This window comes from Citrobacter sp. HN-141 (genome assembly GCF_033341895.1).
Lineage (GTDB): Bacteria > Pseudomonadota > Gammaproteobacteria > Enterobacterales > Enterobacteriaceae > Citrobacter.
Map to the genome: position 1 here is coordinate 41,831 of NZ_JAWPBF010000005.1, position 18,146 is coordinate 59,976.

Genomic DNA, 18,146 nt, shown 5'->3' on the forward strand with positions numbered 1-18,146 from the left:
GTTTATCCGCTATCCGGATGACAGAACGGCTTACTTGTTTTGATAATCTTTCAGGATCTGGCGTCCGGCGACGTAGATCATGATTTCATCGGTGCCACCGCCAATGCGTTCGCAGCGCACATCACGCCAGAACCGGGATACACGGGCTTCATCGGTATAACCCAGACCACCCATTATCTGAATCGCGTCGTCGATAACTTCCATCGCTGTGCGGGCGCAGTACAGTTTTGCCAGCGCCGCACTGGTACGCAGTGATTGTTCCTGATCGGCCTGCCAGGCGACTTTCAATACCATATTGCGCATGTTTTCGATTTTAACCGCCATCAGCGCCAGTTTTTCCTGGATCATCTGGTTGTGGCCAATCGGTTTACCAAAGGCGATACGCTGGTTGGCGTAACGTGCGGCATCTTCGAAAGCGCATTCGGCAAAGCCGGTGCTGCGTGCGGCGTTGATCAATCGCTCCATTTCGAAGTTGTACATCACGTTGAGGAAGCCCATACCCTCTTCGCCGACCATATCACTTTCGTCTACTTCAACGTCATCAAGATAGACTTCGCAAGTACTTAACATGTGCCAGCCGATTTTATGCAGCGGATTAACTTTGATGCCGGGTTTCTTCGAATCCACCCACCACAGGGTAAAGGCTTTCTTCGGATCTTTCGGCTCGGGATCGCGAGCCAGGACAAGCATATACGGGTACTCTTTGGCACCGGTAATAAAGGTTTTTTGCCCGTTAAGGTACACCTTGCCATTTTTGCGGGTGTAGCTGGTGGTGGCGCTGTTGTTATCTGAGCCAGCTCCCGGTTCGGTTAACGCCAGCGCATAGGCCGGATCGCCCGTCTCCATGGTGCTTTCAGCGGTTTTACGTAGCTGCTCCGCGGAGCCAAAACGGCGCATACTGTGGATACACTGACCGTTAGTGATCAGAAAAGCAGGTGCACCACATTTTGAGACTTCCATCAGCGCCAGCATTTGCGTGACGTAATCTGCCGGAATACCACCGAACTCTTCCGGCACGCCCAGCATTGAAATGCCGTTATCCGCAAGCGCGCGCATAAATTCTTTAGGGTAGGTGGAAGTTTGATCGCAGGTGCGGAAATATTCTTCCGGGAAATTACTGGTGATCAGTTCCCGAATGCTGGCAAGCAGCAGCTCTTGTTCTTCAGTTAATGAAAAGTCCATCAGGGTACTCCTTTTAATTGGCGGCGTCGGGCAAAACAAAACCCATCGTGGCATCGATAAATAATCTTTGGTCCATCAGTTTCAGGTCTGGAGAAATAACGGGAGCGAAATCCATTTTGTCCAGAATGTCTTCCTGTAAAGAAACACCTGGGGCAATTTCCACTAAATGGAGGCCATCTTCTTTTAACGTAAATACGGCGCGTTCGGTGATGTAACGCACATCCAGTCCACGTTCGAGGGCAATTTTTCCACTGAAGGTGATTTCAGGTAATTCGCTAACGAATTTCTTCACCCGACCTTCCTGCACGATATTCAATTTACCGTCGGCAACATCCGTTTTCAGACTTCCGGCCGTCAGGGTGCCGCAGAAAATAATTTTCTTCGAGGTGGCGCTGATATCAATAAAACCGCCAGTGCCCATGATCTTGCCATTGAATTTATGCACACCGACGTTGCCGTGCTGATCGACTTCGGCGAAACTTAAATAGCACACATCCAGACCGCCACCGTGGTAGAAGTCAAACTGGGAGGTCATATCCAGAATAGCGCGGGTATTGACGTTGGCCCCAAAAGCGATGCCCTGTGAGGTAATACCGCCGATTGGCCCGGTTTCAACCGTCAGTATGAAGTCATCGGCGCAGCCTTCTTCCCGCGCAACGAGACCAATACCGTCGGCAATTCCTACGCCAACGTTACCCACTGCACCTTTCCGCATTTCGAACAGCGCACGTCGGGCTACCAGTTTACGTTGGTTAAGCGGCAGGGCAGTTTGCAGGCTGTCATCAAGGATAAAATCGCCTGAAATAAAGCGGTTAACCGGCGCTCCGCCATACAGCTGAGTCTGTTCAGGATCGATAACGACGATATCCACCAGATAGCCAGGGATCCGCACGGCTTTAGGGTGCAGTGTGGCTTTCTTCACCATTTTTTGTACCTGCATCATGACTATGCCGCCGTTGTTATGCACAGCCTGCGCGATGACCAGCGCATCGAGATACATCACTTCGTCTTCAAAGGTGGCGTAGCCTTCGCTGTCACAGGTGGTGGCGCGAATAAAGGCGATATTCGGCGCAATGGCTTTGTAGTAGAGATACTCTTTGTTATCAATTTCTACCAGTTTGATCAGATCTTCGGTGGTTACTTCATTGAGTTTGCCACCTTGTTGGCGGGGATCGACAAACGTGCCAATACCGATATCACTCAAAATGCCTGGCTGATGGGCCGCAGAGGCACGCAGTGTTTGTGTTAATACGCCTTGTGGATAGTTGTAGGCGGCAATTTTATTTTGTTCCGCGAGGTCAGAGATACGTGGGGATTGTCCCCAGTGGCCGCACAACGCCCATTTAACTAAACCTTCCTGTGCCAGTGGACTAATACCCCGGTCTGCGCGGTCGCCCAGTCCTGTCGGGCTAATTAGTGACAAATTACGCGGGGATTGGCTATTTTTATATTTCTCGGCCAGTGCATTAATTAATGTTGTGGCCTCAAGTATCCCACCGCCAGCGCCTAATACGCAGAGGGTGGCTTCATCCGGAATATAATCAATTGCGTCAGCTGCAGATAATACCGGTACCCGACCATTTAAACGTGTTGGTCTTGACAGTTTCATATAAACTCCAGGTTATATTCGTGCGAATACCTATCGCTATATTCGATAATAGTGTTTTGCGTTATTTAAAAATATTTAATCGTCTGCCAGATATTCGTGGTAAAACGAATATCTGGGGCAGGGCGTTATTTATTGCAATTTAAAAATATTCAGCTATTAAGCCTGGTGTAATATTGTCAGAACGGTGCGTAGATCGGTTACGGAGATTTGTCCTGGGGCCGAGGCTTTTTTCACCGCGCCAAACGTCGCCGCTGAGCCGAAGACTTCGCCGGACAGTCGTGAGATCACACCAGTTTTCGCCATTGACATGGTAATAATTGGGCGGTCGGCGTAGCGTTCCTGCATCTCCAGCGTGGCGCTAAGCAATGTCAGCACATCCGTTTTGCTTTGCGGCATCAACGCGATTTTGGGAATATCTGCACCAAGTTCCTGCATTTTACGCAGTCGCTGGACAATATCATCGGCCGCAGGTGTCTTGTGAAAATCATGGTTCGACATAATAACGAAGACATTTTTCGCGTGTGCATGCTCGACGGTGGCTTTAACCAGGTCATCACCGGTGAAAAGCTCCAGGTCGATCATATCCACCAGACCGCTGTCCACTGCTGCGCGGTTTAATGCAATATAGTTTTCGACAGACAGTGCCTGCTCCCCCCCTTCCTGTGCGCTACGGAAGGTGAACAGCAACGGTTTGTCCACCATCACATCACGGATTGCACGTGCGGCTTCCAGCACTGCGTCAATGGAAGCGACATCGGCGAAATGGTCAACACGCCATTCCAGGATGTCGAAATCCGCTTCGCGATAGGCCAGTGCTTCGCTTTTTACCGTTGAGATGTCTTTACCCATCAGCGAGACAATGATCTTCGGCGCACCCTCGCCAATCACGAGGTTTCTTACGGTTACGGTTTTCATTGATTACCCTTTAACTATTCACAAATACTGCCCATCAGGCTGCAAAACCCATAACCTGTTTGACATACTCCAGCGGGAAATCTTTCCCGGTCCAGAGCTTGAACTGCTCAGCCCCTTGCCACAACAACATGCCGTAACCATCAATCGTTTTGCAACCGGCCTGTTGTGCCTGTTGCAATAACCTGGTCATATGTGGGTTATACACACATTCGGTCACCAGCAGTTCCGGGCGTAGCAGGGAAACGTCGGTCACGATAGATTCGTTATCCAGCGGTTTCATGCCGACTTTCGTGCCGTTGGTCAAAATATCCGCGCTGGCGAGGGCTTCGGCAAAAGCCTGGCGATCGGCAAGGTCGATCACGGTGACAACGCAGTCAGTGTTTTCATTAACACGTTTGGCGAATGCCTGCGCCTTTTCAAAGAACTCATCTTTACGGTTAAAGATCTTAATTTCTTTGATGCCTTCAATGGCTGCCTGAGCGCCAATGGCTGTAGACGCGCCGCCCGCGCCCAACAGTACCATGGTTTTACCTTTAATATCGAAGCCGCTTTCTTTAATCGCGCGAATATGACCGGTGCCGTCGGTGTTGTAACCACGCAGGTAGCCATCATCATTCACGATGGTGTTGATTGCGCCAACCAGTTTGGCGGCAGGCGTTAATTCATCAACATATTCACAGGCCAGCTGTTTATTGGGCATGGAAACCCCGGTGCCGCGCATTTTTAACGCTTTTAAACCGGCAATTGCATTAGCAAATGTTGAGTTATTGACTTCAAATGCCATGTAAGTAAAAGGCAGACCCGCTTTTTCTAATGCTTTATTTTGCATTTCAGGGGACAGACTGTGTCTGATAGGGTAGGCCATCAGACCAATCAGTTCATATTTTGCAGTTACGTCCATTTGATACTCCTTCTAAACAATTTATTGAAAATAACGTTCGCCCAACCGCACATCATTTTTGGGGATATCAAATACGCGGTAATAGCGAATAAAGACGATGATGGCGGTGATGAATGCCAGCAGAGCAAATGCAAGGTCCAGCAAAATGATGTATTGCAGGCCGATGTTCGAAAGGTACCCGGTGATCAGTGGGATAATAAAGTTGGCTACACCACCCATCATCATATAAACACTGGTGACTTTGGCTTTGCTCTTCGGGAAAAACTCCGACATCACCGAGACACCGAGCTGTAAAATACCGCCAGCAGCAGAGAAGCCAATCAGAAACGATCCTGCGTTACAAACCAGCGGAGAGGGATACAAATAAATGACCGCAGCGGTAATGCTTGCCAGACCAGCGTTAAAAACGTTAGCCCAAATGGGGCGAACCATTTTCTTCAGGAGGGCAGCAAAGATGAATACGCAGACCAGCGATCCCATGCTGTAGTAAGAGATGGTTTTTAGTGCATCAGTTTCTGCCATGCCAGCAAATGCCATGGCATATTTCGGCATCCAGACCACGATGACATAAAAGGTTGAGAATGCGGCAACCCCAAACAGCACGGAAGCGACACCTTCCAGCCAGACCAAGGGTTTACTGTTCATCTGTGGCAGATCTTTGGCGAGGCCCGCGTCCACCATCTGGCTGGGAAAGCGACTTTTTAACAGCATCAGGGTGATGATCACGAACAGTACACCCGGGATGATGACCGCATAGCCGTACCAGACATGGTTGAGCAGCATGGTACTGACGATGATGGGGTAAATCATCTGGCCAAACGACACCATGGCTTTAACCAGAATAACCGCCGAGCCGGATGCTTTGGGGAAACATTCCATTAACGCCGGATAGCCGCCGGTATCCAGCGCCGAATTCGCTACGCCAACGCATACAGCCAGAATAAAGGCAACCATCAGATTGGGGCTGGCGGGAATACCGAAGAAGAACAGCATATATAGAATAACGCCTAACAGAATGATAGCCCGACGACCGAACTTATCTGAGAGAACGCCAAAGAATAAAATACTGACCAGTCGCCCAAGACCAATACCGGAAATTAGATAGGCAATCCCTGCATTATCGGTTGAAAACTTTTCAGCCAGGGAGGTCATGTTTTGCGCCAGGGTGATGACGCTAATACCGTGTAAAAAATAACTGAAATAAATACAGGTTATCGCCAGAAGAAATGGCGTGTTAAAGGTCTTTTTCTGAGACATTTTTTCACAACTCCTTGCGGATTTTAAAATTATTCTGTGCTCGTCGGTGTAGTTTAAATTTCGGCGACCTTGTGATTAATATACCGGGCAGTAGTTATTGTACCTACATAGCATGGCGTTTAAGTTACCAGGTATATTGCATATCAAACTGTGAAACCTAATTCGTCAGGCCGACGTTTTGCCGTTGTTTTAAAAATACGTCCAATTATTTTGCAGAAGAGAGGAACAATATTGCACCCGCGTTATTGTGCGAGTGGCGCCATGTTTAACTGACGCTTTGCTGCAAGCCGGCTGCGATAACCAATAAACAGTGCCAACAGGAAACCGAGCGCAGCGATACCCGTATCAAACCACATGATGTGCGCAATGCTGGTTTCGGAGAGTCTGGCGGTAATCAGTGGGATCGTGAAGGTCGCGATACTGCCCGCGCTGTAGTAAATACCGGTAGCTTTACCTTTCGCCTGCGGAAAGCGAGCGGCCATTAGCGTTAGACCGATTTGTACGACGCCTCCGGCTGAGGAGAACCCGATGACAAAGGCGAATGTAATCACGACCCAGGTTGTTGGATGCAGGCAAACCGCCAGCAGCGCGATAAAGGAGATAAAGGTGTACAGCATCAACAGAGACGTGGCACGACCCGCTTTTCTCGCCAGAGGAGCAGTAATGAATACGCACAGCAGCGAACCACAGGTGTAAATACTTAACAGTTTGATAGATAACGTATACGGCATACCGGCGACAAACTGACCATACTGTGCCAGCCACTGGCTAACCAGATAAAATGTGGCCATCGAGATATAGCCATACAGGGTGTAACTCCCCAGATCGAGAAGGGAACAACGATGATCCGGCTGAACAGGTTCCTGTAATGCGGATGATGGTGTGATGGAATGCTGCGGGCCCGGATGTGCAGGGAAGCGGCAGCGAAACAAAAATATGCCGTTGAGCGCTATAATTCCCGCCGCCAGCAAGAAGGACCAGCCAAACCAGAGTTCAGCCCATACCAGCAGGCTGATAACCATCGGCAACAGAAACTGGCCGCTGGACACAAAGGCTTTAATCAGAATATTGGCGGTGCTGGGCGAGCGGGGGAAGGCTTCCATCAGGCTGGGGTAGGTTCCGGCATCAAGAAAACTGTTTGCCATTCCCGCTAAAAAACCAAAGGCGTAGGCAATCACAATGCTATGAGTATTGATGATGCCAAAAAAGAAGATTAGGTAGCAGATCATGCCAAAAATGATAAACGGTCTGCGGCCATAGCGATCGGAGAGCATGCCTGCAACTAATAGAACGCTTAACCGACCAATACCAAGGGAGGAGATGACAATCGAGACCCCCGCTGCATTAGTTTGCCACTGTTGTTCAAGTGAGGACATATTGAGGGACATTAGAATGACCCCCATACCGTGTACCAGGTAATTAAGGTACAGCCCTATCGCAGTGGAGAAATAGGTGTTTTTCATAATGTGTTACTCAGCGAAGAGGCTAAATGGATGTTGTGTTTTGTGTCGCGTAGGGCGTGTTAGCCCAAATTGTATGCAGACTGCGCGTGAGCGAGGGCATATTGTCGGGTGCCCGTGTTGCAACGTAGTGGTGACGTTATAACCGCTTAACACAAACGCTCAAGGTTGTGTGCATAGAGTTCCACAGCAACCGATTGATAGATTTTCCAGTCGAGAAAATTGTCGTGGCTATAAACTGCCTGAAAAGAAACCAGATCGGGGAAAAAACGCATCGTGTTATTACCGATACGATTATTTATTTTTTCGATGATCGCGTTAATTCTTAACTTTCTCTTTGCTTTCATTTCTGTACAAATGCGCGCGATGTTTTCCGGGATTTCTTTTTCACCGCTTTCCCATTGTTGCCAGGCGACAATGTCGCCATCCCGCGCGATATACGCGGCGCTTTCTTCCACCGTCATAGCAAAAATATGACGGATAGCCTGCAATTCTAATGCGTTCATTATTTAATCACTTCATAAAAGACAGTGGAATAGTAATAACATTAATGTGGATATTTCGGCTTGAAGAGAGTCACAGTATCTTGTGCAATATTATTTGTTATTAATCTGTGAAGTCGGTGCATTTGGTGTGAGAGTGAAATAAAGCAATGGGCTAGCTGATGCGATGTAGGTCGTTAGGGGGAGAGTTCAGGATAAAAAAAAGCCCATCGTGGGAGATGGGCAAAGACTACACACAGCAATTCGTTATTTCACTCAGGGGATTTCCATGCTTATAAATCAATGTGTTGATCTAAAGCCTTGGGGTAATAGTAGGCATGCGGGTTTTTCACGTCGATCAGATTCATCTCAATAGTTTAAAAACTGTAAAGAATTTGCGACATAAATGAGTACTCCCACAGGGCTGGCGTTGGGTTTGGTTCGGGGAGCGGTGATGTGTTTATCAGCAATATTAAACAATCAGGCGGCAATGTTGCCGCCTGATGCTGTACTACTTATTGCTTTCGATTTCAGCGATTTCTTCGAGGATTTGGTCCGGGTCGGTGCCCGGTGCAGGGGCTTCGTTGACCCATGCGGAGAACAGGCGCCATGAAACAGCCAGTACCACTGGGCCGATAAACAGACCAATCATACCGAATGCAATCAGCCCACCGATAACCCCGGACAGAATAAGGATCAATGGCAAATCAGCACCCATACGAATCAGCATCGGACGAATAACGTTATCCAGTGTTCCGACCACGCCACTCCACACCAACAGCACCGTGCCCCAGGTAGAGTCACCCGTCCAGTAAAGCCAGATAATGGCCGGAACCAGTACCGGTAAAGGCCCCAGTTGCACCAGACAGGAGAGGATCATCAACACCGCCAGTAGCGTCGCATAAGGTACCCCCGTTACCGCCAGACCAATACCGCCGAGGACGGCCTGCACCAGCGCGGTGACGACCACGCCTAATGCAACCGCACGAATAGCCTGTGCTGCCAACAGGATTGCAGCGTCACCGCGTTTCGATGCAAGACGGCAGGCGAAGTGGCGAATGCCTAGCGCCACCTGCTCACCGCGCCAGTACAGCAGGGCGCTGAATAGCAACATCAAGCCACAGTGCATCATAAAGCGGCCAATATGCGCGGCCTGACCAACAAACCAGGTGGTTGTGGTACCGATATAGGGACGAACCTTAGCCATGATAGCCGAACCGCCCATATCCAACAGGCTGTGCCATGCGCCATAGAGTTTGGCACCCACCAGCGGAATACTGTTTAACCACGCCAGATCCGGCAGCGTCATATCGCCGGCGGTAACGGCATGGATCAAAGGACCACTGCCATCAACGATGCTGTTGACCAACAGAGCGATAGGAATAATGAATAACAGAACTAACAACAGGGTCATCACCAGCACGGCCAGCGAACGGCGTCCCCACAGCAATTTTTGTATACGTATCAGGATGGGCCAGGTCGCAATGACCACCGTACCTGCCCAGGCGAAGCCGAGGATAAAGGGTTGCACAATCCAGAGACAGGCCACAATCATGATGGCTAAAAACAGCACCGATAGCAGCACTTGTGCAATATCCCTGGGCTGACGGAAATTTACCATAAATACTTTTCACCTTTGTCTTTGCGTCAGAACGTTGACGCGACGTGAACACGTTAATCACACTCTATAATGATGAGCAATTTCAGCGGTTTTGAACAGGCGGATTCTGCCTGTAAATCTGCTGAGCGTATTAGAAAAAAATGTGATACAACAAACAAAGCAACACGCAAACGATTAAATTCACAACACAGACCGCAGGAAAGGGTCACTATAATGATTCCACAAATTTCTCAGGCGCCAGGTGTCGTTCAACTGGTGCTCAATTTTTTGCAGGCACTGGAGCAGCAAGGGTTCACAGGCGATACGGCAACGAGCTATGCCGATCGTCTGACAATGTCGACGGATAACAGTATCTATCAGCTTCTGCCTGATGCCGTGGTTTTCCCTCGTTCGACGGCTGATGTGGCGCTTATCGCCCGCCTGGCGTCAGAACCGCTCTTTTCGTCGTTGATTTTTACCCCGCGCGGCGGCGGTACAGGCACCAACGGTCAGGCGCTTAATCAGGGCATTATTGTTGATATGTCCCGTTACATGAGCCGCATCATCGAAATCAATGTGCAGGAAGGTTGGGTACGGGTAGAGGCGGGGGTGATAAAAGATCAGCTTAACCAATATCTGAAACCCTACGGCTATTTCTTTGCGCCTGAATTGTCCACCAGTAACCGGGCGACGTTGGGGGGAATGATCAACACCGACGCTTCCGGGCAAGGTTCGCTGGTCTACGGTAAAACCTCCGATCACGTGCTGGGTATTCGCGCGGTATTAATGGGCGGGGATATTCTCGATACCCAGCCGATGCCGGTTGAATTTGCCGAAATGCTCGGTAAAAACAATACGGCGATTGGGCGTATCTATAAAACGGTTTATGAACGGTGTCGTGAGAATCGGCAGTTGATCATTGACAAGTTCCCCAAGCTCAATCGCTTTTTAACCGGCTACGACCTGCGGCACGTCTTCAATGATGAGATGACCGAGTTTGATTTAACCCGCATCCTTACGGGCTCTGAAGGTACGCTGGCATTTATCACCGAAGCCCGCCTTGATATCACGCCGCTGCCTAAAGTTCGGCGGCTGGTCAACGTCAAATACGATTCGTTTGACTCTGCATTGCGTAATGCGCCGGTGATGGTGGAGGCGCGTGCGCTGTCGGTCGAAACCGTCGATTCCAAAGTGCTTAATCTGGCGCGGGAAGATATTGTCTGGCACTCCGTCAGCGAATTGATTACCGATGTCCCGGATAAAGAGATGCTCGGGCTGAATATCGTCGAGTTTGCGGGTGATGATGAAGCATTAATTGATTCGCAGGTCAGTGCGCTGTGTGAACGCCTGGACGGGCTAATTACCCGGCAGGAAGCCGGTGTGATTGGCTGGCAGCTGTGTACCGAACTGGCCGGCGTCGAGCGCATCTACGCCATGCGGAAAAAGGCCGTTGGTCTGCTGGGTAATGCCAAAGGCTCTGCGAAGCCGATTCCGTTTGCCGAAGATACCTGCGTACCGCCGGAACACCTGGCCGACTATATTGCCGAGTTCCGTGCGCTACTCGATAGCCATGGCCTGAGCTATGGCATGTTTGGTCACGTGGATGCCGGGGTACTGCACGTCAGACCGGCGCTGGATATGTGCGATCCACAACAAGAAGTGCTGATGAAACGCATCTCTGATGATGTGGTCGCGCTGACGGCAAAATATGGTGGTCTGCTGTGGGGCGAACACGGAAAAGGTTTCCGTGCTGAGTACAGCCCGGCATTCTTTGGCGAAGAACTGTATCGCGAACTGCGTAAAGTGAAGTCGGCGTTTGATCCGCAAAACCGGCTCAATCCGGGGAAAATCTGTCCACCGGAAGGTGTTGATGCGCCGATGATGAAAGTGGACGCGGTGAAGCGCGGAACGTATGACCGCCAGATCCCGCTGGCCGTTCGCCAGGAGTGGCGTGGGGCAATGGAGTGTAACGGCAACGGGTTATGCTTTAACTTTGATGCGAAAAGCCCGATGTGTCCGTCGATGAAAATTAGCCTTAATCGCATTCACTCGCCAAAAGGGCGGGCAACGCTGGTTCGGGAATGGTTGCGTCTGTTGGCCGATCGTGGGATCGACCCCGTGAAACTGGAAAAAGAGTTGCCAGAAAAACGTGCCAGTTTACGTACGCTAATCGCCCGAACCCGCAACAGCTGGCATGCGCGTAAGGGCGAGTATGATTTCTCACATGAAGTGAAAGAGGCGATGTCCGGGTGTTTGGCATGTAAAGCCTGTTCTACGCAGTGCCCGATAAAAATCGATGTTCCGGAATTCCGCTCGCGCTTCCTGCAGCTGTATCACACGCGCTATCTGCGCCCGCTTCGCGATCACATGGTCGCCACCGTTGAGAGTTATGCACCGCTAATGGCGCGTGCGCCTAAAACGTTCAACTTTTTCATCAATCAACCGCTGGTACGTAATCTGGCTAAAAAACACATCGGCATGGTGGATTTGCCGCTGTTGTCTGCGCCATCATTACAACGACAGCTGGTCGGGCATCGTTCGGCCAATATGACGCTGGAACAGCTTGAAGCTCTCAGCCAGGAGCAAAAAGCCCGTACGGTGCTGGTGGTGCAGGACCCTTTCACCAGCTATTACGATGCACAGGTCGTGGCTGACTTCATCCGACTGGTCGAAAAATTGGGTTTACAGCCGGTGCTGTTGCCATTCTCGCCTAACGGCAAAGCGCAGCATATAAAGGGCTTTTTAAACCGGTTTGCGAAAACGGCGAGAAAGACCGCTGAATTCCTCAACCGGGTGGCCAAGCTGAATATCCCGATGGTCGGTGTCGATCCGGCGCTGGTGCTATGTTATCGCGATGAATACAAGCTGGCGCTCGGCGAGCAGCGCGGTGATTTCCATGTCTTACTGGTTAATGAGTGGTTATCGGCTGTACTGGCGTCACAACCGCCGGTCGCTATCGGTGGCGAACCGTGGTACTTCTTTGGACACTGCACCGAAGTGACCGCTTTGCCGGGAGCGCCTGCGCAGTGGGCCGCGATTTTTGCCCGGTTTGGGGCCAAACTGGAAAATGTCAGCGTGGGGTGCTGCGGGATGGCGGGTACGTATGGCCATGAAGTGAAGAATCACCAGAACTCTTTAGGGATCTATGAGTTATCATGGCACCAGGCAATGCAACGATTGCCGCGTAACCGTTGTCTGGCAGCCGGGTACTCCTGTCGCAGCCAGGTTAAACGCGTAGAAGGCACGGGCGTTCGCCACCCATTACAGGCATTACTGGAGATTATAGGATGATCTGGAAACGTGAAGTCACACTCGAGGCGCTCAACGCCATGGGTGAAGGAAATATGGTAGGGCTGCTCGATATTCGTTTTGTGCATATCGGCGACAATACTCTGGAAGCCACAATGCCCGTGGACCATCGCACCAAACAACCCTTTGGTTTGCTGCACGGCGGGGCGTCTGTCGTGCTGGCTGAGAGTATTGGCTCGGTGGCTGGATATCTGTGTACGCAGGGCGATCAGAAAGTGGTGGGCCTTGAGATTAACGCCAACCACGTTCGTTCTGCACGTGAAGGGCTCGTCAGAGGGGTGTGCAGCCCTGTGCATACCGGTTCACGTCATCAGGTGTGGCAAATCGAAATCTTCGATGAGCAGGGTCGGTTATGCTGCACCTCACGACTGACGACCGCTATTTTGTGACGCATGTTGAGTTTGGTCATTATCTGCGCAGGTAATGGTGTTATACTGTGCAGGTTCTGAACACAAGCGAGGATGATATGTCTACCCAATTAGACCCGGCCCAACTGGCAATAGAATTTTTACGTCGTGATAAAACCGATCTTTCACCGGCTCAGTACCTGAAAAGACTGAAACAATTAGAGCTGGAGTTTGCCGATTTATTAACGCTCTCTTCAACTGAACTGAAAGAAGAGATCTATTTTGCCTGGCGCCTGGGCGTTCATTGATTCCGGTATGCCTGTCGTAATAAAAAACCCGGCACATGTTCGTAATGCCAGTCAGTTAAGCATGTCTGGAGAACGTTTTACTCTGAATAAGTTTCCGTTCACCTTATGTTCATCGCTTCTCTGATATCGCTATACACGTGAACGTGCAAGGGAGGCTCACCGCCGCCTCCCTTGCATCCCAGGCTCCCGGCGGGAAAATCGTCGCTGCGCGAGTTATTCGTCTTATGCCGTCTGCCTGTCGGGTCGGGGTCGAGCCTGCGTCCCTGCAGGCCGTCCCCTCTGCCCGCATCCCTGCGGGCAGCCCCGGTCAGCCGTCAACGCCTCATCGATTTTCCGTGCCGGGAGCCGGGATTGTTAAGGGTGCGGTGATAGCACCCTTAACACGTTCACTGGCGTTCAGTGTACAGAGAAGCGATGAACATGAGGTGAACGGAACCCTTTCTCTGAGAGAGCATGTTCATTACCCCGCCAACACATGTTGATGCTTTCTGAAACTAAAATGTTAACTGAACTGCATTACGACACATGTTCGGGGTTATTTTTTGCCTTAAATATTGTTTACCACTTCATCTCACCGGTATTCACTTTCGCACTCAGTTCCAGAGAGCTTTCGTCAGCAAGACCCGGCCATGCTGCGGTCATTGTTTTTATCACGTAGGCTGAACCTTTTTTCGCGTCCAGCGCCTGTTCAAACGACTGAAGGTAATCCTGGGTGAAGCGAATCGCTTTATCACCCGCCGGGCGTTCACCAATATAATGACCGGGAACCACTTGGGCGGGATGCAATTGCTGCATTTCGCTCAGCACGTTACGCCATGACATGCGCTCTGCCGATGACTGCGTGTCCGCTGTCCAGACGTGAATACCTGAAGCGATACCGGTTCCGCCAATGATGGCGCGGTTCGCCGGGATCCAGACATATGCCGCATAGTCATTAGGATGGCGTAATTCCAGCGTTTCGCCATCAACCGTAAAGCGTGTTTGCGTGGTGGCCTGCGGTACAGTGAGCGAAGTGGGGGCACCGTCTTTCATCTGTGGGCCCCAGAACTGTAATTTGCCTTCTTTGGTGGCACGAATATGATCCACCACGTGCGGTGTAGCCAGCACGTTGACACCGGGGAAGGCTTTGACGAGTGGCTCAAGGCCAAAATAGAAATCCGGATCGCCAGACGTGATCACAATGGCTTTCAGCGTCTTACCGCTGGAGCGAATCATTTGCACCAGTTTTTCACCGTCTTTGGTGCTGAATTGGGCATCAAACAAAATGGCTTCTTTCGGGCCGGACACCAGCGTAGAAGAGACCGGGAAAATAGCCTTTTCCTGCGGATTATAGACATCCAGCTGTAGTGGAGCGGCAAACGCCGAAGAGGCAAACAGGGGTAACAGCATAGCCAGTGTATTGATTTTCATAACGGGGAACCTTGTGCAGGACATTGTCTTTTGATCGTTCCCGTATTTTAAGGAAATTCGGATCTGTTAGAATTCCCATATCAGGACATGCTGAGTTTCATAAAACGATCGGATGGGATGCAATGGACAGAGTCATGGCGGCAACCGTTTTTAACCACATCTGTGATTTAGGCAGTTTGAGTGCCGCCGCGCGTGCGCTGGGGCTTTCCCGACCGATGGTCAGTCGCTATCTGGATGAGATGGAAAAGTGGGCCGGGGCGCGGCTTATCCATCGTTCGTCACGACGGTTGACAATCACACCTGCCGGCGAAGAAGCGTTGATGAAAACCCGCACCCTGGCACAGCTTTCGCGAGATATCGGTGCTGCCGGGCTCGCGCAAACCCCATCAGGCACGTTACGGGTGGCGTGTGCACATTTTACTGCCATACATATTCTGGCGCCGGTGCTGCCCGCGTTTCTTGCTCGCTATCCTGAACTCCGCATTGAAGTTGAGATCAACAATCAACCGGTAAGCCTGGTTGGGGAGCGTATCGATGTGGCGATCCGCATCACGGAAAATCCCGAGCCCGGAACGATTGCCCGGCGCTTAGGGGATTGTGAATCGGTGTTATGTGCCTCCGTGGATTACCTTAACCAGCATGGCATCCCAAAAACCGTCGACGATCTTGCGCAGCATAATTGCCTTTATTACAGCGGATTCGCTGGAAAGTCATGGCATTTTCTGGATGAGCAAGGGCAAGCCGTCACGGTGGCCATTAAAGGTAATTTAAGCGCCGGTATCTCGTCGCTGCTATGTGAATCCGCTCTGGCGGGGATGGGGATTGCGTTGGTTCCTGAGCAAGAGGCGAGAGAAGGGCTGGCGCAGGGGAGATTAATACGGCTTCTACCCCAACTCCAGCCTAAACGTCTGCCGATTTATGGTTTATATCTTTCCCGCGATCACCAGCCAGCGGGGCTGCGACTGTTGTTGGACGCACTGAATGAGACACCGCGCTAACTATGTGATTGAGCATATTTATAAAATAGTCAAAGCGCAATTTGTGTTAAAAAAAATTTCTCAGGGTATGAGATTCTTCCTAGTGCCCCTTCAAGAGCTAAGCCATTGTGAGTGCCGGAGATAAGCGCCGGATGGGGTCGGAACCCTTAAGTCTGTCAGCAAAGCAAGCAGACTTAAGGGTTTTTTATGGCCCACATGCGTTTTGAACCGCATTACTCCCGCCGTAGTCATCCCCACCTATCCCTTAAATAGACATTATCTATACATCTTTTGGCATTTGACCTGCCGGAACGATTACATATTCATAATCTATTATTAATCAATGCATTGAACAAAAAAATCCATCCCTGTTAACCCTCGCCGCAGGGTCTATGCTTACTAAAAGTCGTCAAAAAGGGCTGTTAACCCGAATGCCCCTGCTGTTGAGGGGTTGAAGTGATAATCATTATCACTAACATGGTGTTATAGCTTGCAAGCTAATGACTCGAGGTAACTCTATGGAATTGCATTCAGGAACATTTAATCCCAACGATTTTGCGTGGCGCGGGCTGACGTTAACGCCAGCGGCAGCAGCGCATATCCGTGAACTGGTGGCAAGGCAACCCGATATGTTGGGCGTGCGATTAGGCGTGAAACAAACCGGGTGCGCGGGATTCGGCTATGTGCTGGACACCGTCAGGCAACCTGAGAAAGACGATCTGCTATTTGAAACAGAGGGCGCCAGACTTTATGTCCCGTTACAGGCGATGCCGTTTATCGATGGAACTGAAGTCGATTTCGTGCGGGAAGGATTAAATCAGTTATTTAAATTTCATAACCCGAAAGCCCAGAACGAATGTGGCTGTGGCGAAAGCTTTGGGGTATAGGCGGTACTATGTCTCGTAATACTGAAGCAACTGACGATGTCAACACCTGGGCTGGCGGGCACCTCAATTACAAAGAGGGGTTCTTTACCCAACTCAAAACCGATGAGCTGGCCAAAGGGATCAACGAAGAGGTGGTGCGGGCAATTTCGGCAAAACGAAATGAACCCGACTGGATGCTGGAATTCCGGCTGAATGCGTTTAACGCGTGGCTGACGATGGAAGAACCACACTGGCTAAAAGCGCACTATGACAAACTGAACTACCAGGATTACAGCTATTACTCGGCACCTTCTTGCGGCAACTGTGATGAAACCTGCGCCTCTGAGCCGGGAGCGGTGCAACAAACGGGCGCGAATGCGTTTTTAAGCAAAGAGGTTGAAGACGCGTTCGAGCAGCTTGGCGTGCCGGTCCGTGAAGGCAAAGAAGTGGCGGTGGATGCCATTTTCGATTCGGTGTCAGTCGCAACGACCTACCGCGATAAGCTGGCGGAGCAGGGTATTATTTTCTGCTCGTTCGGCGAGGCCATCCACGATCATCCTGAACTGGTAAAAAAATACCTCGGTACCGTCGTCCCGGGGAATGACAACTTCTTTGCCGCGCTGAATGCGGCGGTAGCATCGGACGGCACGTTTATTTATGTGCCGAAAGGCGTGCGCTGCCCAATGGAACTGTCGACCTATTTCCGTATCAATGCAGAAAAAACCGGACAGTTTGAACGCACGATTCTGGTGGCGGATGAGGGGAGTTACGTCAGCTATATCGAAGGTTGTTCGGCGCCGGTGCGTGACAGTTACCAGCTGCATGCGGCGGTGGTTGAGGTGATCATCCATAAAGATGCTGAGGTGAAGTATTCCACGGTACAAAACTGGTTCCCCGGCGATGGCAATACCGGCGGTATCCTGAATTTCGTGACCAAACGTGCGCTGTGTGAAGGTGAAAACAGCAAAATGTCATGGACGCAGTCAGAGACCGGTTCAGCCATTACCTGGAAATACCCGAGCTGCATTCTGCGCGGTGATAATTCGATCGGCGAATTCTACTCCGTTGCGCTGACCAGCGGCCATCAGCAGGCCGATACCGGCACCAAAATGATCCACATTGGCAAGAACACGAAATCGACCATTATCTCGAAAGGGATTTCCGCCGGACATAGCCAGAACAGCTACCGCGGCTTAGTGAAAATTATGCCAACTGCCACTAACGCCCGTAACTACACCCAATGTGACTCAATGCTGATTGGTGCGGACTGTGGGGCACATACCTTCCCGTATGTTGAGTGCCGAAACAACAGCGCTCAGCTTGAACATGAAGCGACGACCTCGCGCATTGGTGAAGACCAGTTGTTCTACTGCCTGCAACGTGGCATCAGCGAGGAAGATGCTATTTCAATGATCGTCAATGGCTTCTGTAAAGACGTGTTCTCTGAGCTGCCGCTGGAATTTGCTGTGGAAGCGCAAAAACTTCTCGCCATAAGTCTTGAACACAGCGTCGGCTAAAATTTA

At 50.7% G+C, this 18,146-nt stretch carries 15 protein-coding genes and 1 other RNA gene; 6 read left to right on the forward strand and 10 right to left on the reverse strand.

Annotated elements, in window-relative coordinates; all coding sequences use genetic code 11:
- Nucleotides 1-30 precede the first annotated feature (30 nt).
- The 9 genes from RYZ59_RS07720 to ydiK all read right to left on the reverse strand — a co-directional run bounded on the left by RYZ59_RS07720 (nucleotide 31) and on the right by ydiK (nucleotide 9,427).
- Nucleotides 31-1,182 (reverse strand): acyl-CoA dehydrogenase, encoded by a 1,152-nt coding sequence (locus RYZ59_RS07720; RefSeq protein WP_040233722.1) that lies wholly within the window; start codon nucleotides 1,180-1,182, stop codon nucleotides 31-33.
- A 13-nt stretch (nucleotides 1,183-1,195) separates the two neighbouring features.
- Entirely contained in the window at nucleotides 1,196-2,791 is a 1,596-nt protein-coding gene (locus RYZ59_RS07725; RefSeq protein WP_318045936.1) for an acyl CoA:acetate/3-ketoacid CoA transferase, read from the reverse strand.
- Between the two features lie 156 nt (nucleotides 2,792-2,947).
- Entirely contained in the window at nucleotides 2,948-3,706 is a 759-nt protein-coding gene (gene aroD / locus RYZ59_RS07730; RefSeq protein WP_318045938.1) for a type I 3-dehydroquinate dehydratase, read from the reverse strand.
- A 34-nt stretch (nucleotides 3,707-3,740) separates the two neighbouring features.
- Nucleotides 3,741-4,607 carry a quinate/shikimate dehydrogenase gene (gene ydiB, locus RYZ59_RS07735; protein WP_318045940.1) on the reverse strand — a complete coding sequence of 289 codons (867 nt, stop codon included), beginning with the start codon at nucleotides 4,605-4,607 and terminating at the stop codon, nucleotides 3,741-3,743.
- A gap of 21 nt (nucleotides 4,608-4,628) precedes the next feature.
- Complete coding sequence (locus RYZ59_RS07740; protein ID WP_318045942.1) at nucleotides 4,629-5,864, reverse strand: MFS transporter; 1,236 nt, start codon at nucleotides 5,862-5,864, stop codon at nucleotides 4,629-4,631.
- A gap of 242 nt (nucleotides 5,865-6,106) precedes the next feature.
- Nucleotides 6,107-7,327, reverse strand: a complete 1,221-nt coding sequence (locus RYZ59_RS07745; RefSeq protein ID WP_318045944.1) for an MFS transporter — start codon at nucleotides 7,325-7,327, stop codon at nucleotides 6,107-6,109.
- A 146-nt stretch (nucleotides 7,328-7,473) separates the two neighbouring features.
- On the reverse strand, nucleotides 7,474-7,830 hold the full coding sequence (locus tag RYZ59_RS07750) for a YdiL family protein (protein ID WP_318045946.1): 357 nt from the start codon (nucleotides 7,828-7,830) through the stop codon (nucleotides 7,474-7,476).
- A gap of 191 nt (nucleotides 7,831-8,021) precedes the next feature.
- Nucleotides 8,022-8,129: antisense sRNA RprA (rprA, locus tag RYZ59_RS07755), an RNA gene on the reverse strand.
- Between the two features lie 188 nt (nucleotides 8,130-8,317).
- Nucleotides 8,318-9,427 carry an AI-2E family transporter YdiK gene (gene ydiK / locus RYZ59_RS07760; RefSeq protein WP_271440778.1) on the reverse strand — a complete coding sequence of 370 codons (1,110 nt, stop codon included), beginning with the start codon at nucleotides 9,425-9,427 and terminating at the stop codon, nucleotides 8,318-8,320.
- Between the two features lie 213 nt (nucleotides 9,428-9,640).
- Here ydiK and RYZ59_RS07765 point away from each other — a divergent pair, with 213 nt between their 5' ends.
- The 3 genes from RYZ59_RS07765 to RYZ59_RS07775 all read left to right on the forward strand — a co-directional run bounded on the left by RYZ59_RS07765 (nucleotide 9,641) and on the right by RYZ59_RS07775 (nucleotide 13,370).
- Nucleotides 9,641-12,697 carry an FAD-binding and (Fe-S)-binding domain-containing protein gene (locus RYZ59_RS07765; RefSeq protein ID WP_318045949.1) on the forward strand — a complete coding sequence of 1,019 codons (3,057 nt, stop codon included), beginning with the start codon at nucleotides 9,641-9,643 and terminating at the stop codon, nucleotides 12,695-12,697.
- Nucleotides 12,694-13,104 (forward strand): 1,4-dihydroxy-2-naphthoyl-CoA hydrolase, encoded by a 411-nt coding sequence (menI, locus tag RYZ59_RS07770; protein WP_137383333.1) that lies wholly within the window; start codon nucleotides 12,694-12,696, stop codon nucleotides 13,102-13,104. Before RYZ59_RS07765 ends, menI begins: the two co-directional genes overlap by 4 nt.
- Nucleotides 13,105-13,181: 77 nt before the next feature.
- Nucleotides 13,182-13,370 (forward strand): YdiH family protein, encoded by a 189-nt coding sequence (locus RYZ59_RS07775; RefSeq protein ID WP_005120249.1) that lies wholly within the window; start codon nucleotides 13,182-13,184, stop codon nucleotides 13,368-13,370.
- A gap of 558 nt (nucleotides 13,371-13,928) precedes the next feature.
- Here the strand turns inward: RYZ59_RS07775 and RYZ59_RS07780 are convergent.
- Nucleotides 13,929-14,780 (reverse strand): Vmh family MBL fold metallo-hydrolase, encoded by an 852-nt coding sequence (locus tag RYZ59_RS07780; protein ID WP_318045951.1) that lies wholly within the window; start codon nucleotides 14,778-14,780, stop codon nucleotides 13,929-13,931.
- A gap of 122 nt (nucleotides 14,781-14,902) precedes the next feature.
- Between RYZ59_RS07780 and RYZ59_RS07785 the strand changes: the two genes are divergently transcribed.
- From RYZ59_RS07785 to sufB, 3 genes are all read left to right on the forward strand, one after another.
- Nucleotides 14,903-15,778 (forward strand): LysR family transcriptional regulator, encoded by an 876-nt coding sequence (locus RYZ59_RS07785; RefSeq protein ID WP_318045953.1) that lies wholly within the window; start codon nucleotides 14,903-14,905, stop codon nucleotides 15,776-15,778.
- 497 nt (nucleotides 15,779-16,275) lie between these two features.
- Entirely contained in the window at nucleotides 16,276-16,644 is a 369-nt protein-coding gene (sufA, locus tag RYZ59_RS07790; RefSeq protein WP_137383330.1) for a Fe-S cluster assembly scaffold SufA, read from the forward strand.
- 8 nt (nucleotides 16,645-16,652) lie between these two features.
- Complete coding sequence (gene sufB / locus RYZ59_RS07795; protein ID WP_061067803.1) at nucleotides 16,653-18,140, forward strand: Fe-S cluster assembly protein SufB; 1,488 nt, start codon at nucleotides 16,653-16,655, stop codon at nucleotides 18,138-18,140.
- The last annotated feature ends 6 nt before the right edge of the window (nucleotides 18,141-18,146 follow it).